Below are 22,031 nucleotides of genomic sequence, written 5' to 3' on the forward strand. Positions count from 1 at the left end.
CAGAAACAGCAAACAATACAATCCAAGCGAAGCAGATTATCAAAGCAGCCAGCTTCTAAAAATAAATTTACTTTCAAGATGCTAATACATTATAAATAATTATTTTTGCTCCCGATTCCGGAACTTTGTAACGGGACTTAAAATTAATAGTACTACAGAATATATATTATGGTAAAAGATTTATTTGAAAGAATTCAAAACAACAAAGGTCCGCTGGGAAAATGGGCTTCACAGGCTGAAGGTTATTTTGTTTTCCCTAAATTAGAAGGAGAATTAGGACCAAGAATGAAGTTTCAGGGGAAAGATATTTTGAACTGGAGTTTAAACGACTATTTGGGTCTTGCGAATCACCCAGAAGTGCGTCAGGCCGATACTGATGCGGCAATTGCATTTGGAGCAGCAGCTCCAATGGGAGCGCGTATGATGAGCGGTCACACTAAATATCATGAGCAGTTAGAACAGGAATTAGCTGCTTTTACGATGAAAGAATCAGCTTATTTATTGAATTTCGGTTACCAGGGAATGGTTTCTATCATCGATGCTTTGGTTACCAGAAACGATGTGATTGTATATGATGTTGACGCTCACGCCTGTATTATCGACGGTGTTCGTTTACACAGCGGAAAACGTTTTACCTACAAGCACAACGATGTCGAAAGCATGGAAAAAAACCTGGCACGTGCTACAAAACTTGCCGAAACAACAGGCGGAGGGATTTTATTCATTACCGAAGGTGTTTTTGGAATGCGCGGACAGCAGGGAAAACTGAAAGAAATTGTAGCAATGAAAGAAAAATACAATTTCCGTTTACTAGTTGACGATGCACACGGTTTTGGAACACTTGGAAAAACAGGTGCCGGAGCAGGTGAAGAGCAAGGATGTCAGGACGGAATCGATGTTTACTTCTCCACTTTTGCCAAATCTATGGCGAATATCGGAGCTTTCGTTTCTGCAGACAAAGACGTTATCGATTATTTGAAATACAACCTGCGTTCACAGATGTTTGCCAAAGCGTTACCAATGATCCAGACTATCGGTTCGTTGAAACGTTTGGAATTACTGCGCCAGTCTTCGGAAATCAAAGACAAACTTTGGGTAAACGTAAACGCACTGCAGAATGGTTTAAAAGAAAGAGGATTCAACATTGGTGACACCAACACCTGCATCACTCCTGTTTACTTGGAAGGAAGTATCCCGGAAGCAATGGTTATGGTAAACGATTTGAGAGAGAACTACGGTATTTTCCTATCGATCGTGGTGTATCCAGTAATCCCAAAAGGAATCATTTTATTGCGTATGATTCCGACAGCTTCTCACACTCTACAAGACATTGACGAGACTTTGTCTGCTTTCGAAGCTATCCGTGAGAAATTAACAAACGGTACTTACAAAGAAATCGCAAGCAAAACTACTGTTGATATGGAAGCTTAACAATAAGCAACCTTACATATAAAAAATCCATCGGTCAAAAGGCTGATGGATTTTTTTTGGGGAGCAGAACATCAGTATATTTGATCAGGTTCAGTCCCGCTTTTCGCTATATCTGTGGTCCTGAACCCCAGGACCACAGGATGCCGCTGTAATCCTACCGTGTGGACACAAATATTTTATGTTAAAATAGCACGCAGATTGGGCAGATTATCGCTGATTTTTTGGTTGTATACTAAAAATATTATGTATAAAACTTATGTTTTTTTCAATACATTTTTTAAAAAACAACAAATTTATCGATTTAAATCCGTTCAATCCGTGTCATCTGTGGCCTATTAAAAGATGTGTCCACACGGTAGGCTGTAATCGGGGCTATTCTGAAAGTTTATATTTTCATAAGAACCAGCACAGACAGCGCATAAAAATTCTGTACTTTTATGACACTAAACCAAAAAAGAAAATGAAAAGATTTATTCTTTCAGCATTACTGTTATTCACAATAACAATAATCACCGCCCAAAAAACAGAATACACCACTGTTACCAGTATTCCCTATTACAGTGAAGCAGTTTCCAAAACAGATTCATATATAAAAGAGCGCTGCGTACTCGATATCTATTACCCAAAAAACGTCAAAGGATTTACCACCGTGATTTGGTTTCATGGCGGCGGTTTAACTTCAGGCAGTAAAGAACTTCCGGAAGGATTAAAAGACAAAGGATTTTGTGTAGTTTCTGTAAACTATCGATTATCGCCAAAAGTAAAAACACAAAAATGTATTGAGGACACCGCAGCTGCCATAGCCTGGACATTCAAAAACATAGCATCTTATGGCGGTGACAATTCCTTAATTCTGGTTTCAGGGCACTCGGCCGGCGCATTTTTGACGTTGATGGTGGGTCTGGACAAAAAATGGCTGAAGACTTATGACATAGACGCCAATTCCATAGCAGGATTGATTCCGCTGAGCGCTCAGACCATCACCCATTTCGAAATTCGAAAAGAAAGGGGCATTGCTGAAACACAGCCCATAATCGATGAATTCGCTCCCTTATATCACGTTCGTGCCGATGCTCCGCCTTTATTACTAATCACAGGTGACAGAGATAAGGAAATGCTGGGCCGCTACGAAGAAAACGCCTATATGGCACGAATGATGAAAATTGCCGGACATACGCAAACCGCTTTATACGAGTTACAAGGCTACGGCCACAATATGACGGAACCGGCTTTCCCATTAGTTGTACAGGAAATCAAAAGAATTACAGCATTAAAAAAGAAATAAAATGACCCCACACTTATTAATCATTCCAGGACTCGGTGATTCGGACGAAAAACACTGGCAGAGTTATTGGTTACAAAAATTCACCAATTCAACCAAAGTCATTCAGGACAATTGGGACGAACCGCAGCTCAGCGAATGGCTCGCAAGACTTAACGAAACTATTAAAAAAATAAATGAACCAACAATTTTAGTTGCACACAGCCTTGCCGTTTCCTTAATAATGCATTGGGCAGCCCAAAACAGCAGTCCAAATATCATAGGCGCTATGCTCGTTGCCCCCGCCGACGTGGATTCTCCTGCACACACACCAGATTTTCTGAGACACTTCTCTCCTATTCCAACGCAGACCGTGTCTTTTCCTACGCTGGTTATTGGAACCGAAAACGACACTTACATGTCACTAGAAAGAGCCAAAGAATTAGCAACTCATTGGGGAAGTGATTTCATAAATATCGGTCAGCTGGGACACATCAACTCCGATTCCAATCTCGAATATTGGGAAGAAGGCCAGAATTATTTACAGCTGTTAATCAAAAAAATTACTTAATTCTACAAATAACATTATTTCGTCAAATACATTTTTGAAACATATAAGTCATATAAGTTTTTAATTTAAAAAAATCAAGTAAAATCAAAAGTTCATTTAAGCAAAGCCATTTAAACCTTCATAGATTTTTTTTAGCTTATATTCACTTTTAATTACTCTTTTGACAAACTACCCGCTTTTAACTTACATGACTTATATGTTTAAAAATTAATACCGTTTATTCTATAACATAAGCACAAAAAACTTTTAAAATGACAAACCCTATAGTTTCCGCAGCTTGGCTTCAAGAACATTTAAACGATACTGATCTAATTATACTTGAAGCAAGATTAGAACAGAATCAATCAAATTTAGAAAACCAAAATCCCAATCTGCAGATAAAGGGCGCTCGTTTATTTGATATCAAAAATAATTTCAGCAACACCAGTAATCCCCTGCCAAATACTTTCCCTTCGGAAGAGCAATTCACTGCTGAAAGCCAAAAATTAGGCATCAGCTCCCACAGCACAATTGTAGTTTATGACACTTTAGGAATTTATTCCAGTCCCAGAGCCTGGTGGATGTTCAAAGCGATGGGACATTCAAAAGTTTTTGTTTTGGATGGCGGACTTCCGGAATGGATTAAAGAAGGATTTCCAACCGAAAAACAAAATCGGATAAATTATCCGAAAGGGAATTTTACCGCCAAATTCCAGCCAGAATTAATCAAAAACAAAGAACAGATACTGGAAAACATCTCCACTAAAGAAGCCGTTCTCATGGACGCAAGATCAGCTGACCGATTTCACGCCACTCACGAAGAACCGAGAGCCGGATTGAGAAGCGGACATATTCCCGGTTCCATCAGCGTTCCGTTCACCGAACTGCAGCAAAACGGAAAATTCAAATCAAATGAAGAATTGAAGGAAATCCTAAAACTAGACAGCCAGCCATTATATTTTACCTGCGGTTCCGGAATTACCGCCTGCATTGTTTTGCTAGCCTGCGAATTGATTTCGGACAATCCAAAAGCCGTTTACGATGGTTCCTGGACTGAATGGGGTATCAGTGATCTGCCTATCGAGAAATAAAAAACAAACAATAAATTCCATATAAAAGACGGTTTTATTTTAAATAGAACTGCCTTTTTTAATCTGTTTTACATATTTAAAATTATCCCGCCAGAAAAACGATCCTGTTTTCTTCAGCCATAAGATGCGGAATCATCTTTTCTTAAAATAAAACATAATACATTACACAGCAATTAATTACATGATAAAAATCACTTTAAAATGAGTTTAAAATTATTACCTTTATGTATCATTTTTATTCTCACTATTAAAGAAAAAATCATGAAAAAATATGCATCCATCATCTTGGTAAGAATATTTATAATTTCCCTTTTGCCATTTAGCACCATCGAGAAGGACTGGAAAAAATTGAACTGCAACAGCATTTTTTAGTCCTCACATGAAAACGCACGCATACATAGGAACCAGCCTTGATGGTTTTATTGCGCGAAAAGAGGGAGAAATCGATTGGTTAATTCAATTCGACAGTCCAGAAACCAGCCAAAGCTATACAGAATTCATCAGTAAAATTGACGCTATTGTAATTGGCAGAGGCACTTTCGAAAAAATACTCACTTTTCCCGATTGGTTCTATCAGCAAAAAGTTTTTGTATTGAGCTCCCAGATTAAACACATACCTGAAAGTCTAAAAGAAAAAGCCACCGTTCTTTTGATGCCACCAAAAGAGTTACTGCTCTATCTTTCGCAAAATGGATATACTAACATTTATATAGACGGCGGGAAAGTAATACAAAGTTTTCTGAAAGAAAATTTACTCGATGAACTAATAATTACTACAGTCCCTATTCTTATAGGAGAAGGCATTCCTTTGTTTGGAGGGCTTGACCATAACATTACTCTTAAACACATTCAGACAAATGTCTTTTCGAATGGGCTTGTAATGAGCCGTTATGAAAAGAATAACGGATAATCAACAGATAAAAACAACTCTAAATTACAATACGATGATACCTCAAATTGACACCCTTAAAGATTACCAAAGTTCAAAAAACAATACCATAGAAAATATGAAATGGGAAATAGATCCTTCACATTCGGAGGTTATGTTCAAAATAAAACACCTTGAAATCGCTTCCATAACCGGTCGTTTTGATGAAATTAAAGGAACTGCCGAAGCGGAAGAAGATTTTGAAAATGCTGTATTTTCTTTTTCTGCTGCTATAAATTCCATCAATACCAATAGCAAAAACAGAGATGCTCATTTAAAAAGTGCAGACTTCTTTGATGCCGAAAAATTTCCAAAAATCTCTTTCTATTCTACTAAATTTAAAAGAATCGGTGAAGCGTCATTTGAAATAATCGGCAGACTGACCATCAAAGAAATTACAAAACCAACAATTTTACATTTAGACTACGGAGGCAGCAATATAGATCCTTGGGGAAACACAAAAGCAGGGCTTAAATTTAAAGGAATTATAAATCGTAAAGATTATGGTTTATCATGGAATACAGCTCTGGAAACCGGCGGTGTTTTAATTGGTGAAGAAGTAAGGATAAACGGTAATATCGAATTAATAAAAAAACTGGAATAAACTAACCGATCCGCAGTCCGTTTTCAATTTTAAAATCAGGAGCCAGCAGAATCACATCTCCCTCCTCACCTACGGCACCAAGTACTAAACACTCACTCATGAACTTTCCAATCTGTTTTTTGGGAAAATTGATTACGGCCACAATCTGTCTTCCTGCTAAAACTTCTTTGGAATATCGTTTAGTTATTTGCGCCGATGTTTTTCGTATTCCAATAACGGTTCCAAAATCAATTGTGAGCTGAAAAGCAGGTTTTCGGGCTTCAGGAAAATCATTGACTTCGAGTATTGTTCCTACCCGCATTTCTACTCTTTCAAATTCTGACCAAGATAAATCCATTTTCCTTAAAGTTTATAGAATTCTAAGATACTAAGTTTTTTCTTTTTCTGACTTAGAAACTTAGAGTCTTAACCACATTAAAAGAAAAATCCCAAAACTGTAATTATTTTGGGATTCTCTATTTATTCTAAAATAATCATTAACAATTAATAACTAATAATTATTTAACGTCCATCAATTCTACATCGAAAATCAGGATAGCATTTGGAGGAATAACACCGCCTGCTCCTGCTGGTCCGTAGCCTAGGTCAGAAGGGATTACGAAACGGGCTTTGTCACCCACTTGCAGTAAAGCAATACCTTCGTCCCATCCTTCGATAACATTTCCTCTTCCTAATGGGAATTCGATTGGTTTTTTTCTTGGGTAAGAAGAATCGAAAACTTTTCCGTCTGGTAATTGTCCTGTATAATGTACAGAAACCGTTTTACCATTTTCTGCTTTTTTACCAGAACCTCTTTGGATAAATTGGTAACGCAGACCGCTCTCTGTTTTTTCAAAACCTGCAGCCAATGCTTCCATTTTCGCTTCAGATTCTGCTTTTGCAGCAGCTTCTCTTTTCATGCGGGCCCCTTTTAAACCAATAAAAGCTTCAATTGCGTTCCATTTTTCAGCTTCTTCTCCAACTCTGATAATTTCTAATGTGTCCAATGAATCACCTTGAGCAACAGCATCAACTACATCTTGTCCTTCTACCACATGCCCAAAAACAGTGTGTTTATTATCTAACCAAGAAGTTGGCACATGTGTGATAAAAAATTGAGAACCATTAGATCCTGGACCAGAATTAGCCATAGAAAGCACTCCTGGTTTATCGTGTTTCAAAGAAGGATGAAACTCATCATCAAATTTATAACCTGGATCTCCTGTCCCAGTTCCTTTTGGACATCCTCCCTGAATCATAAAATCAGGAATCACTCTATGGAAATTTAAACCATCATAGAATTTCTGCCCTTGCGGTTTTACTTTGTTTTCCATGTTCCCTTCAGCAAGAGCAACAAAGTTACCTACAGTTCCTGGTGTCAAATCGTGTGTTAATTTTACTAAAATCGTTCCTTTTGCGGTATTGAATTTAGCGTATATTCCGTTTTCCATTGTGTTTATTTTTTATTGAAGCGCAAATTTACAAATTAATTCAATATTAATCTGCCCTTTCTATTTTTTAGAATTTGGTTTATAAGTAAGTCCGTAAACTAATAATGAAAATAATGCCAAAACAGCACATCCGATAGTCACCGCGTGCCAGCCTCCCAGTTTCCAGAGCAATAACCCATAAGCAGAACCGGCAGCTGTTCCCAAAAAGCTAAACGACATAAATACTGTATTTAATCTGTTTCTCGCTTCAGGCAAAAGTGAATATACCCGCGTCTGGTTTGAAATATGCACACTCTGGATTCCAAAATCCATTAAAACAATTCCAATAATAATTCCGATCACACTTTCTGCAGAAAAATAATAAACAATAAAACTGATTAGAAGCAATAAACAGCCGTAACCGATTGCTATCCTGGAATTTCCCTTATCCCCAAATCGTCCGACTAATGGCGCAGCTAGAGCTCCTGAGGCGCCAACAATACCAAAAAGTCCTATTGTCGCACTATTAAAATAAAATGGTTTGTCTGAAAGCAGTAAAACCATTGTTGTCCAGAAAGCGCCAAATTGTCCAAAGCAGAATATATTGATTAAAGTTGCTTCTCTCAAAACTGGCTGTGTTTTTATCAGTGTAAAAAGTGATTGGATTAATTGACCGTAGGAACCTTTAAATTGCGGCTTATTCACAGGAAATCTATTCTGAATAGCAAAAAATATCAAAAGACAAATTCCGGCAGCAATCCAAAACATGGACCGCCAGCCAAAAAGCTCACCGATAAATCCGCTTAAAGTTCGAGAAAGCAAAATTCCTAGAAGTAATCCGCTCATAATTGTCCCTACAACTTTCCCGCGCTGTTCGGGCACCGTCAAAGAAGCTGCCAATGGCAAAATAAGCTGCGGTACTATTGATGTGATTCCAATAAGCAGTGATGCAGCCTGCAGAACAAAGAAACTCTGAGCTGTTGCAGCAATAATCAAAGCAATTACAGAAGCAAAAGTCGTTATCAGAATCTGCTTTTTGCGTTCGATTTTATCTCCCAGCGGTACCATAAAAAATAACCCAATTGCATAACCTGCTTGGGTTAGATACGTAATAGTTCCCGCATTGGCATCTGGAATTTTAAATTCGCTGGCAATTAAAACAATTAGAGGCTGGCAGTAATAAAGATTGGCAACTATAAGCCCTGTACAGGCTGCCATAAACAAGACATTCGTTTTGGATAGATTCATGCTGCAAAAATAGTATTCTAATTTTGACTCACACTTTAATTATTTCATAAAATCTTCGCGAATAGGGCTGAAAACATCAATCAGCAGACCATCTTCCAGACAAAGCACGCCGTGAATCACGTGAGGCGGAATATAAAAACAATCCCCTTCTTTCATCACTTTTGTACTACCGTTAATGGTTACTTCAAATGCACCTTTGGCAACATTAGTAACCTGCGAATGGTAATGCTCATGCAGTGTTCCTACAGCTCCTTTTTCAAAAAGGACATTCACCATCATAATGGTATCATCATATCCCATTATTTTTCGTTTTATACCTTCACCTACAGCTTCCCACTCAAATTCATCATCTTTTATAAATTCTTTACTTGCTCCAAAACTCTGCATTGCTTTTTATTTTATCGTTTAAAATCTGCCTTAAATATTATGTCTGGCTATCGTTCTATGCAAAAATAACTCAAAGACTGCAATTCAGACAATCGTAAGATCATTTTATTGCATCCTTTGAGTTATTTATAAAAATTTGTGAGCTAGCCAGTAGTTATTAAAACTACATGCTTAACTGCTCATCAATCAGATGTATTAAATCTTCCTCAGAAGAACCAAATGTAACTACGCTTCCATTTTTGTCAATTAAAATTTTAGTTGGAATACCCTCAATTTTATATTTTGCAGTAATAGCATCGTCATAATCAAAGACTACATTAAAACTGTATTTTTTATCATTAATAAAATTGGTAACTTTCTCAGTAGTTTCATTTTCCTTCCCTTTTTCCCATGTATTCACAAATAAAAATTCTACGTTCTTGTCTTTGTATTTGGTCACTAATTCCTGCATTGCAGGGAATGAAGCCTTACAGGGACCACACCAAGTCGCCCAAAAATCCAGAACTACTACTTTTCCTTTTAAATCGGACAGATTAATTACTTTTCCTTCCAGATTTTTCAAACTAAAATTGATAGCGTCAGTACTGCCGTATTTTTTAACAATAGCTGCTTTTGCACTTGCATTTGCAGCTTCAATGGATTTTGCTTTAATAACTTTAAAAGAATCCAATGGCAGATTTAATTTTCCATATATTGCTTCCAATTGAGCAAGAAGCACTCTTGAATTTGTTCCTTTTGAAAGCTCGCCCTCAATATATTTTTTGGTAACTTCTAAGCCTTTTACTTTTTCCATATAAACTGCATAACGCTCTTTTCCATCTGGGCCAAAATCTCCCATTTGATAAATCTTATCCTGATATTGAAAAGCTTCTTCAAACCTATTTAACTTATATAATATTAGGGCATAAGTATCTGCGTACATATCATGAGTTCCCTGCAGATCTTCAGGAAAAGCAGCTTGTTTTTGAAGATCTGCTATTATGTCCAGCGATCTTTTTGATACTTTTTCGGCTGATTCAATATCTTTAGCAGGAGTCTCAAAATCTTGTCCGGATAATCCCCATGCATAATTATTATAAAGTCCCGCCGCCTTATTCTTATTGGATAATAATTTTTCATACTGATCCAGTTTTTCAAAATCTTTATTGTCTAAATATATTTTCATTAAACTGGTATAAAAATAATCTTTATACATTATTGGAATATTTTTAAAGGAAGCTGTATAAAAATTCAATCGTTCCAAAATATAAGTTTCTGTTTTATCCGGATGGTTTGCAAAATCAAAAAAGAAATTGCTGGATTCAAAACTGCCTTTTGGATATTTTGCTTTTATTTTATCTTCCAGCAGTTTGTTTTCGTCAGTCATTTTAAGACGCGCATAAAGCCGCGCAGCAACCAGCAAATAGTCTTCAGAATTCTTTTTTTCGCATTTTTTGGCAAATGCCAGCATTTCAGTTTTCGTTTGTTCTTTATTAGAAGCCTCTTTTATGTATAAATAATTCTCATAACTTTTACTCTCCTTCATCTTGGGATACTTCATGAACATTTTATTGTACTCAGATAATACCCCTGCAGGACTGGAATCAAGTTTTAAATTAAGTTTTGATGCCAATGAATTACTTGCATAGTTTAAAATCTCAATTTTTGCTGCCCAGCATTTTCCTATATCGGCTGGAGACGAATTTAAAAACACATCATATCCAGTATTTTTATTGTTTTCAACTACTTTTTTCCCATCAACGATTGCTGCTGCAAAATATTTAATTGAGTCTGGAACCTGAAGAGCGAACTCGTAACCAACAGCTTTTTTAATTAACAAAGCACCGCCGCCTGTAAAATCAAAATTGTCATTATAAATAACTCTAACTTTGGCTCCATCTGGAATTTCTGTTCCTTTGGGCGGTTCGTAAACATAAGTGTTTTCTTTTCCAATTATTAGTTTTGAATTTTTCAAATACAGTTTCCCGATTTGCGAAAATCCCATATTAAAACACACCAAAAAAAGCAACAGTACTGTTTTTTTCATCTTATAAATATTTAGCATTAGTGCCAGCAGGCCATAAAAGCTAACTGACTGATTAGATAGAAACTCTAAAGTAAATATAATTGATTTTTACTACAGAAAAATCCTCTGTTATAAAAATAACTTTTATTTAAGATTTAAACAGGCAAGTCCGTTAAATAAAGCAGATGGGATTATTTTTTGCGTTTGAAAAATAATGTTGAAAATGCTTAAAATCATTCAAAAAGGGATTTGACTTTTGGAGATTCTTCCCCTTTTTCGGTCAAGTATAAAGCAGCGCCGTCTGCATTTATAAAGTTTAAAATTACAGTCAAAACGATTCCGTCTTTTTTATCATACATAATAGTAAAAATGCCGACTTCAGATTTATCAACTGAATTGTGAGTATTTTTTTTAAAATCAGTTTTATATTCTACAAAATAAAAACTATTGTTTTCATCGTAAAATTCTTTTCTAAACTCAATATAATACTTGTTTTCTATATTGTCCTTAGTGTTTTTTTTATTCAGAGTTCCTTCTTTTAAATCAAAAACAAATTCGTTATTCTCCAGCGAAAACTCTTGTGGCGGAATGCTTTTATACAGTGTCTGCACAATAATTTTCTGAGAATACAATTGATTGAACAATAAAAATGTGAATATATAAAATGTAAATTTCATTTATTTTATTAAAAATGTATTAAGGGTTTAGGAAATTATAATATCCCGCCTGCTCTAGTGGTTTGGGACGAAATTAAGCCCATTATTCGGATTTGCCAAATCTCCTAAATACAAAACCAACTTTCTATTAAGCAGATTTTAGCAGATTTGTTTTAATATTTCTTTTATTATTTTTAGAGTTTTAGTTGAAGTTTCGCGAATAATAATTTTATTTTTCTTGTTTTTAATTAGTTCTGTAAACAAATTATCTTCTGTATTTATATCAACGATTGTCCCTCCATATTTTAATGTTGTTTCTGCTATTGTCATTGGCAAATTTGTTGCTCCAGAAGTTCCCACAATGAAAAGAATTCCTGAATTTTTAGCAATTTTTAATGAGCTAAATTTTTTATTTGTTTCTTCATTATAAAATTCATCAAACCACAAGATATTTGGTCTCATCCAATTTCCACATTCTTTGCATTTTAGTAATTGAATATCTCTTTCTGTTAAATCTTCGTCTATATTCTTTCCTTCAATTTCAACAGGAAGACATTCTATTCCTTTACAACCATTGGAACATTTAATCTCTCTATTATTTCCATGTATTTCGTAAATTCTATTTGTCCCAGCACGTCTGTGTAAATTGTCTATATTTTGAGTTATTAAATGAAATTTATCTTGTAAAAGATTCTCAATTTCTACTATTTCATTGTGACTTTCATTTGGTACAGCATTTTCAAACATCTTTTTTCTAAAAAGTGAGTATTGCCAAACTTCTTCAGGATTTTCTTTAAAATATTTAAAAGTTCCAAATTCCTCTGGTTTATGGAATTTAGTTCCTTTTATCCATATACCATCTGTACCTCTGTAAGTAGGTATTCCACTTTCGGCAGAAATTCCAGCACCAGTTAAAAACGTGAATAAATTTCTATTGTTTTTATTATATACTTGCTTTATTATTTTATCAAGTTGTTCATTCATATTCAGATTTTCTACAAATTCCTACAACATCCAGCTACAAGAGATTTGGTACTAAATTAAGCCTTATTTTTCGGATTTGCCAAAACTCCCAAATACAAGACCATTTTCAAATTAAGCCAATTGCCCAAATCTATTGTAGCAAGTGTGGCTGGTTTTTTTATCTGTCATTCCAATTTTCAAATTCCTTAGTCCTTTCCATTGTACATCGAATTAAACAATCTATTTTAACTTTCTGTTCATATGGACCACCTCCATCACCAGGATCTTGACTATAGAATTTACAATTTAAATCTCTAAATTTTATCCAAGCTTTTTGAGCTTCAATTAGATTTTTTTTGTCTGTTTCGTTGAGCTCTTTTTTGAGTTTGTTGTACACAACATTTAATTTTTTATCAACTTTTTGATATTGCTCATAAAGTTCTCCTTCTCCAGTTACAGATTGTGAAAAGGAAATTGCTGTAAAAAAGAATAAAAGTGTGCAAATTATTTTTTCCATTTTGAGTCCATTTTTTATACTATCGTTGTTTAAGCTTGCCACTGACTAATAGCTCTGTGCAATTTTTTCACAAATTTCAAGTTAGCTAATATATTAAAATTAACCTAATACAACTTTAAAAGAAGAATTTCGATACTCTTTTTAAAATATAAACCTCTCAATAACTGCAATAGCATTGCCTGTCATATGCATTGTTATTGGTGTATAAAGTGATTTTGTATATTGTCGTGCATATCCAAATAATATGGCATCAACTAAACTTTGCACTATTCCGATATTCGAAGACATAGTATTTTGATACGTAAAATTATGGAGAAGAACAAAGAAACAGGCCTGAATTAAAACTGCAAGATGATTGTTTATTTTTTTCTTGTTCAATAAATTTAAGATACAGCCTCTAAACAGCAATTCTTCGGCTATAGGAGCAAGAATAACAGCGCCTGGGATCAAGATAAGTGATGAAGACAGTGAATGATTCTATTTATCGATTTCCAAAATTGATGATGAATAAAGCAAAAATTCCACCAGCAATGAATACAGCAGAAACCCAATTGTCCAAATTAGAAAGTATTTGATCGACTGAGGTTTTCTAAGATCTAATTCTTCAGATTTGAATTTCCCGCGTTTAATTAATATCATCACAGCACAAATAACGATGAAAAACGGTAACGTCCTAACTAATGCCAATCTTATTTCATTGTTCATTTTAAACTATTATTTAATTGACTAATAAAAATATAAGCTATTTAATTTTCTGCTAACAAAAAACGAAGTTATGGAAATTACTGTTTGCATTTACAGAAAAATCTGCAGATACTCTTTATGTAAACAATTGTCTGAACGAAGCAAACTGACGAAAAACAACTAACTCCAAAAAAAATGACATCCTTTCGAATGCCATTTTTATATATTGAGTTTTATAAATTACTCTGCTGATAGTCCCGCATTTTTTAAATAGGGTTCGGTTTTCATATCATGACCGATAAAATCTTTGAACGCCTTATTTAAATCCACACTGTTACCAACAGATAAAATGTATTTTTTGAAGCGCTCGCAGTTTTCTCTTGTCATACCTCCATTGGCCTGCATCCAGTCGAACGCATTATAATCTAAAGTTTTTGACCAAGTGTAAGCATAATAACCCGCGGAATAACCGCCTCCCCAAATGTGCGCAAAATAAGGAGTGTGATAGCGAGTAGGCACTTCATTAACCAATAAACCGTATTTTTCTAACGCTTCTTTCTCAAAAACCAATGCTGGTTTAAAATCAGATTCTTTTTCGACACTGTGCCAGGCCATGTCAAGTGTTGATGCCGCTAAAATTTCGGTTACATCATAGCCTTTATTAAAAGTTTCTGCTTTCTTGATTTTATCAATTAATTCTTGTGGTATTGGCTGTTTAGTCTGATAATGAACAGCATAGTTTTTTAGAACTGCTGGATCTAACGCTGCATGCTCATTGATTTGAGATGGGAATTCTACGTAATCTCTCGGCACCGAAGTCCCTGACAATGAAACATATTCCTGATTAGCAAATAATCCGTGTAATGTGTGCCCAAATTCATGAAACATAGTAGTCACATCGTCAAAACTAATTAAAGATGGATTTCCGCCAACTGGTTTCGAGAAATTGTAAACGTTTACAATTACTGGTTTTTGTTTTAAATAATGCGACTGACTCACCAGATTATTCATCCAAGCTCCTCCATTTTTATTGTCACGGGTATAAAAATCTAAATAGTATATGGCAATTGAAGTTCCTTTGTCATCAAAAACTTCATAAACTTTTACATCTGGATTATATACAGGCAAATCATTTCGTTCCTTAAAACTGATACCATACATTTGTTTAGCCGCATAGAACACTCCTTTTTCTAATACGCTTGTCAGCTCAAAATATGGTTTAATCTGACTTTCGTCTAAATCATATTTGGCTTTACGAACTTGTTCAGCGTAAAAGTTCCAATCCCAGGCTTCCAGTTTAAATCCGCCGTTTTGAGCATCAATTAAACCTTGTATTTCCTGTGCTTCTATTTTAGCTTTGGCTACAGCCGGCGCTGCAATTTTGGCCAGCAGTTCCATAGCTGGTTCTGGTGTTTTTGCCATTTGATCTTGTAACTTCCACTCAGCAAAACTTTTTTTACCCATCAAATTGGCTTTTTGCAAACGCAGTCTAGCTATTTTTTCGAGTACCTCACGCGTATCTCCTTCATCATTTTTTTCGGCGCGGTACCAGGATGATTTGTATATTCTTTCTCTGGCTGCTCGGTTTTTCAAACTAACCAGCAAAGGCTGCTGCGTTGTGTTCAATAATCCTATTAAATATTTATTTTCGTATCCTGCTTCTTTAGCTTTCTGCTTGGCAGCTTCAATTTCGGCGGCACTTAGCCCGTCTAAATCAGCTGCATTGTCAAATAAAACAGCTCCATTTTTTCGGGCCAGTAGTAATTTATTACTGAAAAGAGTGCTTAAAGTCGCTAATTCTTCATTTATTTTCTTCAGCTTTTCTTTATTCTCTTCGGATAAATTAGCTCCGTTTAATTCAAATTGCTGCAAGTAATATTCAGTCAGTCTTTTGTCCTCACCTTTCAATTTATTCAAATCAATTGCTTTGAAACGATTATACAATTTACTGTTCAAATAAATTTTATCAGTGTGTGCTGAGAAAACTGGCGCATATTCAGCTTCAATTGCCTGTAATGCCGAATTGGTATTGGAACCAGTCAGATTATAAAAAATTCCTGTTGCTCTGTTCAAAACTTCACCACTGGTTTCTAATGCCAAAACGGTATTTTGAAAAGTAGGTTTTGCAGGATTGTTTGCAATAGTTTCAATCTCCTGAACATTAATTTTCAAACCATAGTCAAAAGCGGGTTTAAAATCTTCATCTTTTATTTTACTAAAATCAGGTGCCTGATATTGTAAAGAACTTTTTTGCAACAAAGGATTTTTCATTTTGATATTATTATTTTGAGCCTGAAGTGAAAAAATAAAACACAATGAACTGATAAAGAACAATCTATAGCGAATCTGCATAATTAATATTTTTTTTACATTAAAATACGAATATAACAAAAAAAACTATTTCCGTTTCATTAATCACAAATAGTATTTAAAATGTTAATTTTTTAATACAATTCATACAAAAAAAAATTATATTTGTGATATTTAAGTTTACAAAATAATATGAATTCAATATTTGACAAAATTGACAATCAATCTATTATAGATAGAATCAACACTCTTAATTCAGAGACTGCTCCATTATGGGGAAAAATGTCCGTTGATCAAATGCTTAAACACACAAATGAAGCTATTATAGTAGCATTTGGCGAAAGGAAAATAAAAGTAAATTTTTTCATTAGACTTTTGGGCAAAATGTCTAAAAAGAGTACTTTTAACTTTGGATTTAACAAAAACAGTCCAACTGCCAAAGAGTTTATTTTTACAGGAAAATATGATTTTGAACAGGCAAAGAACGAATTAATAAAAAACTTTAGCCGTTTTACAGAAAAACCTGTACCTATTACAATTATGGATCATCCTTTTTGGGGAAAAATGACTTACAAAGATTGGAACAAGTTGATGTGGAAACACATTGATCACCACTTGACACAATTTGGCGTTTAGTCTCTAACCCCATAAAAGAAAACTCATTTATGAGTATAATTAGACATAAGCATTATTTCTTATCCTACTCTGAAGAACATGAACAAGCAGAATGGACCGCTTATTATCTGACTGGAAAATCTCAGTATGAACACCATTATGAGCGTCCTTATTTTAAGCAGGATCCTCTTATAGATACTGAATCGGCACATTGGAGAAATTACAAAGACACCGGTTATGACAAAGGACATCTTGTACCTGCGGCTGATATGAAATTTTCTAAAGAAGCTTACACAGAAACTTTTTACACTTCGAATGTCTCACCCCAAAACAGGGACTTTAATGCCGGTATATGGAACAGACTAGAACAAAAAGTGAGATACTGGGCCGATAAATACACAGCTCTATTTATTGTAACTGGAAGTATTTTACAAGACAATCTATTAACTATCGGCGATGAAGAAGTTTCGGTTCCTCATTATTTTTTCAAAATTGCGGTTCGGGTTGAAAATAACAGCCTGAACATGATTTCGTTTTTAGTTCCAAATGAAAAATCCGATTTACCGCTCTATAAATTTGCTAAAACTATTGATGAGATTGAACAAATAACCGGTATTGATTTCAACCAAAAACTATCTGAAAAAATAGAAGAAAAAATAGAAAAGGAGCTAAGCTATAAGGAATGGAGTTTTAGTTAAGCTTTTTTAACCGCTAAGTCACGGCATTCGCATTTAAAAAAAGATAAACACGAATTTCACCAATTAACACTAATTCTTATCAAAATTGAAATCAAATTTTACAACTTTTTACAGTTTCGAATATTTTGTGTAATTAAACAGCAATCTTAATTCGTGCAGATTAGTGTAATTTGTGTCAGAAACTTTTAAAAGCGAATGCCGTGCCGCTAAGTTCACTAAGCTTTATTTTAAATTTCTAGCAGATACGCAATGATGCAAACCTTTTTGTTCTTTGCGTAATACTTTGCGAACTTAACGGTTAAATTCCTCTTGTGGTTAAGCCTCTTTTATTTGTACATTTACCGTTCCTAAAAAGTCATAATGAGAATTGATATTATAACCGTATTACCTGAATTATTAAGAAGTCCCTTCGAAGCTTCGATTATGAAACGTGCCATAGATAAAGGACTGGTAGAGGTTCATTTTCACAATTTAAGAGATTATACAACTAATAAGCAAAAAAGTGTAGACGATTATCCTTTTGGCGGCGGTGCAGGGATGGTTATGACTATTCAGCCGATAGATGCCTGTATCACTCATTTGAAAAGCGAAAGAACTTACGACGAAATCATCTATATGTCTCCCGATGGTGAAACGCTAAACCAAAAAATGGCCAATACTATGTCGATGTATGAAAACATTATCATTTTATGCGGGCATTATAAAGGAGTGGATCAGCGCGTGCGTGATCATTTTATTACCAAAGAAATCTCAATAGGTGATTATGTTTTATCGGGCGGCGAATTAGGCGCTCTCGTTCTGTCTGATGCCTTAATCCGATTAATACCTGGTGTATTAAGCGATGAAACCTCAGCATTGACAGACAGTTTTCAGGACGGCCTCCTTTCTGGACCAATTTACACCCGTCCAGCTGATTACAAAGGCTGGAAAGTTCCGGATGTTCTATTGAGCGGTCATTTTGCAAAAATTGACAAATGGAGAGAAGACACTGCCTACGAACACACTAAGAACAGAAGACCCGATTTATTAAATGATTAATTTTCATACCTTTATACTTAAACTAAAAGTTAGTTCACTGCCTTTTAACCTTTAAAAGTATATATCATGAAAAAAATAATCTTAAAAGTTATTTTAATTACTGCTTTTTTCATTTCATCTGCTTCGTTCGCTCAAGGAATAAATAAAAAATCCCTGCTGAATGAACTCAACAAAACATACGGGGTTGCACTAAGCGCAGACGAAAAAACCTATTATGAAAATGCAAACAGTGCCTTAGTCTTGGAATTATTTGGTCTTGACGGAAAGAATCTATCAAAAGAAAACCACGATAAAGAAATTGACAAATTATTTGACAAAAGAGACAAAACACTGACTTCGTCGTTAGGCATTAACAAATACAGCGATATTAAAGCAAGAACAGACGGAAAAACTGCAGAAACTATAAAAAAAGTAAAACAAGCAAAAATGACTCCCTGAAATTCTTTTTAAACAACAGATTACACAAAGAGCTTATAGAAATAAGAGTTCTTTTTTTTAGCCCCATTAAATAAACTATCGCTTCAAAATAATTTGTAATTTCATATTTCACAATTCATAAATATTTTCTACATTTGCACCCTCATTAGACCAACCTCTGGCGAAAACCGTGAATGTTGCTCTTTTTAAACCATAAAATAAAAATAAAATGGCAGATTTATTGAAATTCGTTCAAGACGAATTCGTAACAAGAAAAGATTTCCCTGTATTCGGAGCTGGAGACACAATCACAGTTTTCTACGAAATTAAAGAGGGTGAAAAAACAAGAACACAGTTTTTTAAAGGTGTTGTTATTCAAAGAAGAGGATCTGGAAACACTGAAACTTTTACAATCCGTAAAATGTCAGGAGCAATTGGAGTTGAGCGTATCTTCCCAGTTAACTTACCAGCTTTGCAAAAAATTGAAATCAACAAGAAAGGTGCTGTACGTAGAGCTAGAATTTTCTACTTCAGAGAACTTACTGGTAAAAAAGCTAAAATTAGAGATAAAAGAAGATAGTTTACTACACTTCTTTACTAACAAAAAAGTCCCAGTTCGATATAAGTCGAATTTGGGCTTTTTTTTTGATAATTTTTAGGGGTCAAAAATCACAATTTGAAAATCAAACAGTACTAAAAATATCAAATTAAGAATATCACAGAATAGGCGTTTAATATTATTTTTTTATATAAATTTTAAAACACTATTACAACTTCATTTCATATCTTTGCCCGCCTTATCTCAATCGTTATATTTGCTAATAAGGCTCGTTATAAACTTATGATTTAGATCAAAAAAATAAAAAAAATGACATCAAAAGCTAAAATTTTTTACACATTAACTGATGAGGCTCCTTTATTGGCAACCTACTCTTTTCTGCCAATTGTTCAGGCATTTACTGCTGCTTCTAATATCGAAATAGAAACAAGAGACATTTCTCTAGCCGGCAGAATCTTATCCAACTTTCCTGAATTTTTAAAAGAAGATCAAAAAACAGCTGATGCTTTATCTGAACTTGGAAAATTAGCTACTTTACCTGAAGCTAATATTATAAAACTGCCAAACGTTTCTGCATCGGTACCGCAATTAAAAGCTGCTATCGCTGAATTACAGTCACATGGTTATGCAGTGCCAAATTTCCCAGAAGACCCGCAAAACGATTCTGAAAAAGAAATTAAGACAAAATATTCTAAAGTTTTAGGTTCTGCCGTAAACCCAGTTTTACGTGAAGGAAACTCTGACCGTAGAGCTCCAAGAGCTGTAAAGAATTTTGCGAAAGCAAATCCTCATTCTATGGGGGCTTGGTCTTCAGCTTCTAAAACAAAAGTAGCATCTATGTCAAAAGGTGACTTTTACGGAAGTGAAAAATCAGTTACTGTTGCTGAAGCAAATGATGTAAAAATTGAATTCACAGCAAAAGACGGTTCTACTACTGTTTTAAAAGCAAGCACTCCATTAAAAGCAGGTGAAATCATTGATAGTTCAGTATTGAATATTGCAGCTTTAAAATCTTTCGTTGCTGAAACTATTGCTGATGCTAAAAAAGAAGGCGTTTTACTTTCAGTACACTTGAAAGCAACAATGATGAAAGTTTCTGATCCAATCATTTTTGGCGCTATTGTAGAAGTTTATTTCGCAGCTGTTTTCGAAAAATATGCTGCATTATTTACCGATTTAGGTATTGATACCAAAAATGGTTTAGGTGATGTATATGCTAAAATAGCTGGGAAACCAGAACAAGCAGAGGTTGAAGCTGCTATCGATAACGCTATTGCAAATGGTCCCGCATTGGCCATGGTAAATTCTGAAAAAGGAATTACCAACCTGCATGTTCCTTCTGACGTAATTGTTGATGCTTCTATGCCGGCAATGATTCGTACATCTGGACAAATGTGGGATAAAGACGGAAAACAGCAAGATACTTTCGCTGTTATTCCAGACAGATGTTATGCTGGCGTTTATACAGCTACTATCGATTTTTGTAAAAAACATGGTGCTTTTGACCCAACTACAATGGGAAGTGTTCCAAACGTAGGTTTGATGGCTCAAAAAGCAGAAGAATACGGATCTCATGACAAAACTTTCCAAATGAAAGCTGATGGTGTTGTTCGTGTTGTAGATACAAACGGAAACGTATTAATGGAACAGACTGTTGAAGCTAATGACATTTTCAGAATGTGTCAGGCAAAAGATGCTCCAATTCAGGACTGGGTAAAACTAGCTGTAAACAGAGCACGTTTGTCTAACACTCCAGCTGTTTTTTGGTTAGACGAAAACAGAGCTCATGACAGAGAATTAATCGTTAAAGTTCAGAAATATTTAAAAGATTACGATACATCAGCTTTAGATATTCGTATTCTTAATCCTATTGCAGCAACTGAATTTACTTTAGAAAGAATCATCAAAGGTTTAGATACTATTTCAGTAACTGGAAACGTACTGCGTGATTACTTAACTGATTTGTTCCCTATTCTTGAAGTAGGAACTTCTGCAAAAATGTTATCAATCGTTCCATTAATGAACGGCGGCGGTTTGTTCGAAACTGGTGCTGGCGGATCTGCTCCAAAGCACGTAGAGCAATTTATCGAAGAAGGCTATTTACGTTGGGATTCACTAGGTGAGTTCTTAGCTTTAGGAGCTTCATTAGAGCATTTAGGACAAACATTAAATAATTCAAAAGCAATTGTTTTATCAGAAACTTTAGATGAAGCAAATGATAAATTTCTAGCTACTGATAAATCACCTGCTCGTAAAGTAGGACAGATTGACAATAGAGGTTCTCACTTTTATTTATCATTCTACTGGGCTCAGGCTTTAGCTGCACAAACTAAAGATGCAGAATTAAAAGCTCTCTTCACTCCTATTGCTGCTGAATTTGAAGCTAACGAGGCAAAAATCAACAGCGAATTAATTGGTGCACAGGGAAAACCGCAGACTATTGGAGGTTACTACCAGCCAACACCTGAGTTGGTTAGTAAAGCAATGCGTCCAAGCGAAACATTCAACACCATTTTAGATAAAATTACAGCATTGAAAACTGCTTAATTTATTCTGGTTTATATATTTCAAGAGACAGCTCGAAAGGGCTGTCTTTTTTTTACACTTGTTTTTTTGACCTCATAACAAATTACAATTCAGACCATTTTCCTTAGCCGCTT

The 22,031-nt window shown here is 34.8% G+C and carries 22 protein-coding genes; 12 read left to right on the forward strand and 10 right to left on the reverse strand.

Annotated features, from left to right (window positions below; translation table 11 throughout):
• The first annotated feature begins 168 nt into the window (after window positions 1-168).
• From IRZ80_RS01360 to IRZ80_RS01385, 6 genes are all read left to right on the forward strand, one after another.
• The gene (locus IRZ80_RS01360; RefSeq protein WP_194639478.1) at window positions 169-1,431 is read left to right on the forward strand and encodes an aminotransferase class I/II-fold pyridoxal phosphate-dependent enzyme; all 1,263 of its coding nucleotides are present in this window, start codon (window positions 169-171) and stop codon (window positions 1,429-1,431) included.
• Between the two features lie 460 nt (window positions 1,432-1,891).
• Window positions 1,892-2,716 (forward strand): alpha/beta hydrolase, encoded by an 825-nt coding sequence (locus IRZ80_RS01365; protein ID WP_194639480.1) that lies wholly within the window; start codon window positions 1,892-1,894, stop codon window positions 2,714-2,716.
• Window position 2,717: 1 nt separating this feature from the next.
• Complete coding sequence (locus IRZ80_RS01370; protein WP_194639482.1) at window positions 2,718-3,263, forward strand: RBBP9/YdeN family alpha/beta hydrolase; 546 nt, start codon at window positions 2,718-2,720, stop codon at window positions 3,261-3,263.
• Between the two features lie 251 nt (window positions 3,264-3,514).
• The gene (locus IRZ80_RS01375) at window positions 3,515-4,333 is read left to right on the forward strand and encodes a sulfurtransferase (RefSeq protein WP_194639485.1); all 819 of its coding nucleotides are present in this window, start codon (window positions 3,515-3,517) and stop codon (window positions 4,331-4,333) included.
• 379 nt (window positions 4,334-4,712) lie between these two features.
• Window positions 4,713-5,243 carry a dihydrofolate reductase family protein gene (locus IRZ80_RS01380; RefSeq protein ID WP_194639487.1) on the forward strand — a complete coding sequence of 177 codons (531 nt, stop codon included), beginning with the start codon at window positions 4,713-4,715 and terminating at the stop codon, window positions 5,241-5,243.
• On the forward strand, window positions 5,224-5,865 hold the full coding sequence (locus IRZ80_RS01385) for a YceI family protein (RefSeq protein ID WP_228520768.1): 642 nt from the start codon (window positions 5,224-5,226) through the stop codon (window positions 5,863-5,865). The genes IRZ80_RS01380 and IRZ80_RS01385 overlap by 20 nt, the downstream gene beginning before the upstream one ends.
• A 1-nt stretch (window position 5,866) precedes the next feature.
• On the opposite strand, the gene IRZ80_RS01390 is transcribed toward IRZ80_RS01385, so the two are convergent.
• From IRZ80_RS01390 to IRZ80_RS01435, 10 genes are all read right to left on the reverse strand, one after another.
• The gene (locus IRZ80_RS01390) at window positions 5,867-6,202 is read right to left on the reverse strand and encodes a tRNA-binding protein (RefSeq protein ID WP_194639489.1); all 336 of its coding nucleotides are present in this window, start codon (window positions 6,200-6,202) and stop codon (window positions 5,867-5,869) included.
• Window positions 6,203-6,362: 160 nt separating this feature from the next.
• The gene (locus IRZ80_RS01395; RefSeq protein WP_194639491.1) at window positions 6,363-7,295 is read right to left on the reverse strand and encodes a peptidylprolyl isomerase; all 933 of its coding nucleotides are present in this window, start codon (window positions 7,293-7,295) and stop codon (window positions 6,363-6,365) included.
• Between the two features lie 60 nt (window positions 7,296-7,355).
• Window positions 7,356-8,492 carry an MFS transporter gene (locus tag IRZ80_RS01400; RefSeq protein WP_228520769.1) on the reverse strand — a complete coding sequence of 379 codons (1,137 nt, stop codon included), beginning with the start codon at window positions 8,490-8,492 and terminating at the stop codon, window positions 7,356-7,358.
• Window positions 8,493-8,561: 69 nt separating this feature from the next.
• Complete coding sequence (locus IRZ80_RS01405) at window positions 8,562-8,909, reverse strand: cupin domain-containing protein (protein ID WP_194639495.1); 348 nt, start codon at window positions 8,907-8,909, stop codon at window positions 8,562-8,564.
• 163 nt (window positions 8,910-9,072) lie between these two features.
• Window positions 9,073-10,935, reverse strand: coding sequence for a TlpA disulfide reductase family protein (locus IRZ80_RS21185; RefSeq protein WP_317174701.1), 1,863 nt, complete (start codon window positions 10,933-10,935; stop codon window positions 9,073-9,075).
• 212 nt (window positions 10,936-11,147) lie between these two features.
• A complete protein-coding gene (locus IRZ80_RS01415; protein ID WP_194639497.1) occupies window positions 11,148-11,591 on the reverse strand; it encodes a hypothetical protein in 444 nt (147 codons plus the stop codon).
• A 138-nt stretch (window positions 11,592-11,729) separates the two neighbouring features.
• On the reverse strand, window positions 11,730-12,554 hold the full coding sequence (locus tag IRZ80_RS01420) for an SIR2 family NAD-dependent protein deacylase (protein WP_194639499.1): 825 nt from the start codon (window positions 12,552-12,554) through the stop codon (window positions 11,730-11,732).
• Window positions 12,555-12,711: 157 nt separating this feature from the next.
• Entirely contained in the window at window positions 12,712-13,050 is a 339-nt protein-coding gene (locus tag IRZ80_RS01425; protein ID WP_194639502.1) for a lysozyme inhibitor LprI family protein, read from the reverse strand.
• A 141-nt stretch (window positions 13,051-13,191) separates the two neighbouring features.
• Window positions 13,192-13,500: a CPBP family intramembrane glutamic endopeptidase gene (locus IRZ80_RS01430; RefSeq protein ID WP_194639504.1), complete on the reverse strand. Its 309-nt coding sequence runs from the start codon at window positions 13,498-13,500 to the stop codon at window positions 13,192-13,194.
• 474 nt (window positions 13,501-13,974) lie between these two features.
• Window positions 13,975-16,086, reverse strand: a complete 2,112-nt coding sequence (locus IRZ80_RS01435) for a M3 family metallopeptidase (protein ID WP_194639506.1) — start codon at window positions 16,084-16,086, stop codon at window positions 13,975-13,977.
• Between the two features lie 150 nt (window positions 16,087-16,236).
• Here IRZ80_RS01435 and IRZ80_RS01440 point away from each other — a divergent pair, with 150 nt between their 5' ends.
• The 6 genes from IRZ80_RS01440 (at window position 16,237) to IRZ80_RS01465 (ending at window position 21,918) form a co-directional block, all read left to right on the forward strand.
• Window positions 16,237-16,680 (forward strand): DUF1569 domain-containing protein, encoded by a 444-nt coding sequence (locus tag IRZ80_RS01440; RefSeq protein ID WP_194639508.1) that lies wholly within the window; start codon window positions 16,237-16,239, stop codon window positions 16,678-16,680.
• A gap of 29 nt (window positions 16,681-16,709) precedes the next feature.
• The gene (locus IRZ80_RS01445; protein ID WP_194639509.1) at window positions 16,710-17,357 is read left to right on the forward strand and encodes a DNA/RNA non-specific endonuclease; all 648 of its coding nucleotides are present in this window, start codon (window positions 16,710-16,712) and stop codon (window positions 17,355-17,357) included.
• 360 nt (window positions 17,358-17,717) lie between these two features.
• Window positions 17,718-18,395 carry a tRNA (guanosine(37)-N1)-methyltransferase TrmD gene (gene trmD, locus IRZ80_RS01450; RefSeq protein ID WP_194639511.1) on the forward strand — a complete coding sequence of 226 codons (678 nt, stop codon included), beginning with the start codon at window positions 17,718-17,720 and terminating at the stop codon, window positions 18,393-18,395.
• Window positions 18,396-18,461: 66 nt separating this feature from the next.
• The gene (locus tag IRZ80_RS01455) at window positions 18,462-18,833 is read left to right on the forward strand and encodes a hypothetical protein (RefSeq protein ID WP_194639514.1); all 372 of its coding nucleotides are present in this window, start codon (window positions 18,462-18,464) and stop codon (window positions 18,831-18,833) included.
• Window positions 18,834-19,041: 208 nt separating this feature from the next.
• The gene (rplS, locus tag IRZ80_RS01460) at window positions 19,042-19,392 is read left to right on the forward strand and encodes a 50S ribosomal protein L19 (RefSeq protein ID WP_194639516.1); all 351 of its coding nucleotides are present in this window, start codon (window positions 19,042-19,044) and stop codon (window positions 19,390-19,392) included.
• A 288-nt stretch (window positions 19,393-19,680) separates the two neighbouring features.
• Window positions 19,681-21,918 carry an NADP-dependent isocitrate dehydrogenase gene (locus tag IRZ80_RS01465; RefSeq protein ID WP_194639518.1) on the forward strand — a complete coding sequence of 746 codons (2,238 nt, stop codon included), beginning with the start codon at window positions 19,681-19,683 and terminating at the stop codon, window positions 21,916-21,918.
• Window positions 21,919-22,031 lie beyond the last annotated feature (113 nt).

This window comes from Flavobacterium sp. HJJ, from assembly GCF_015351475.1.
Classification (GTDB): domain Bacteria; phylum Bacteroidota; class Bacteroidia; order Flavobacteriales; family Flavobacteriaceae; genus Flavobacterium; species Flavobacterium marginilacus.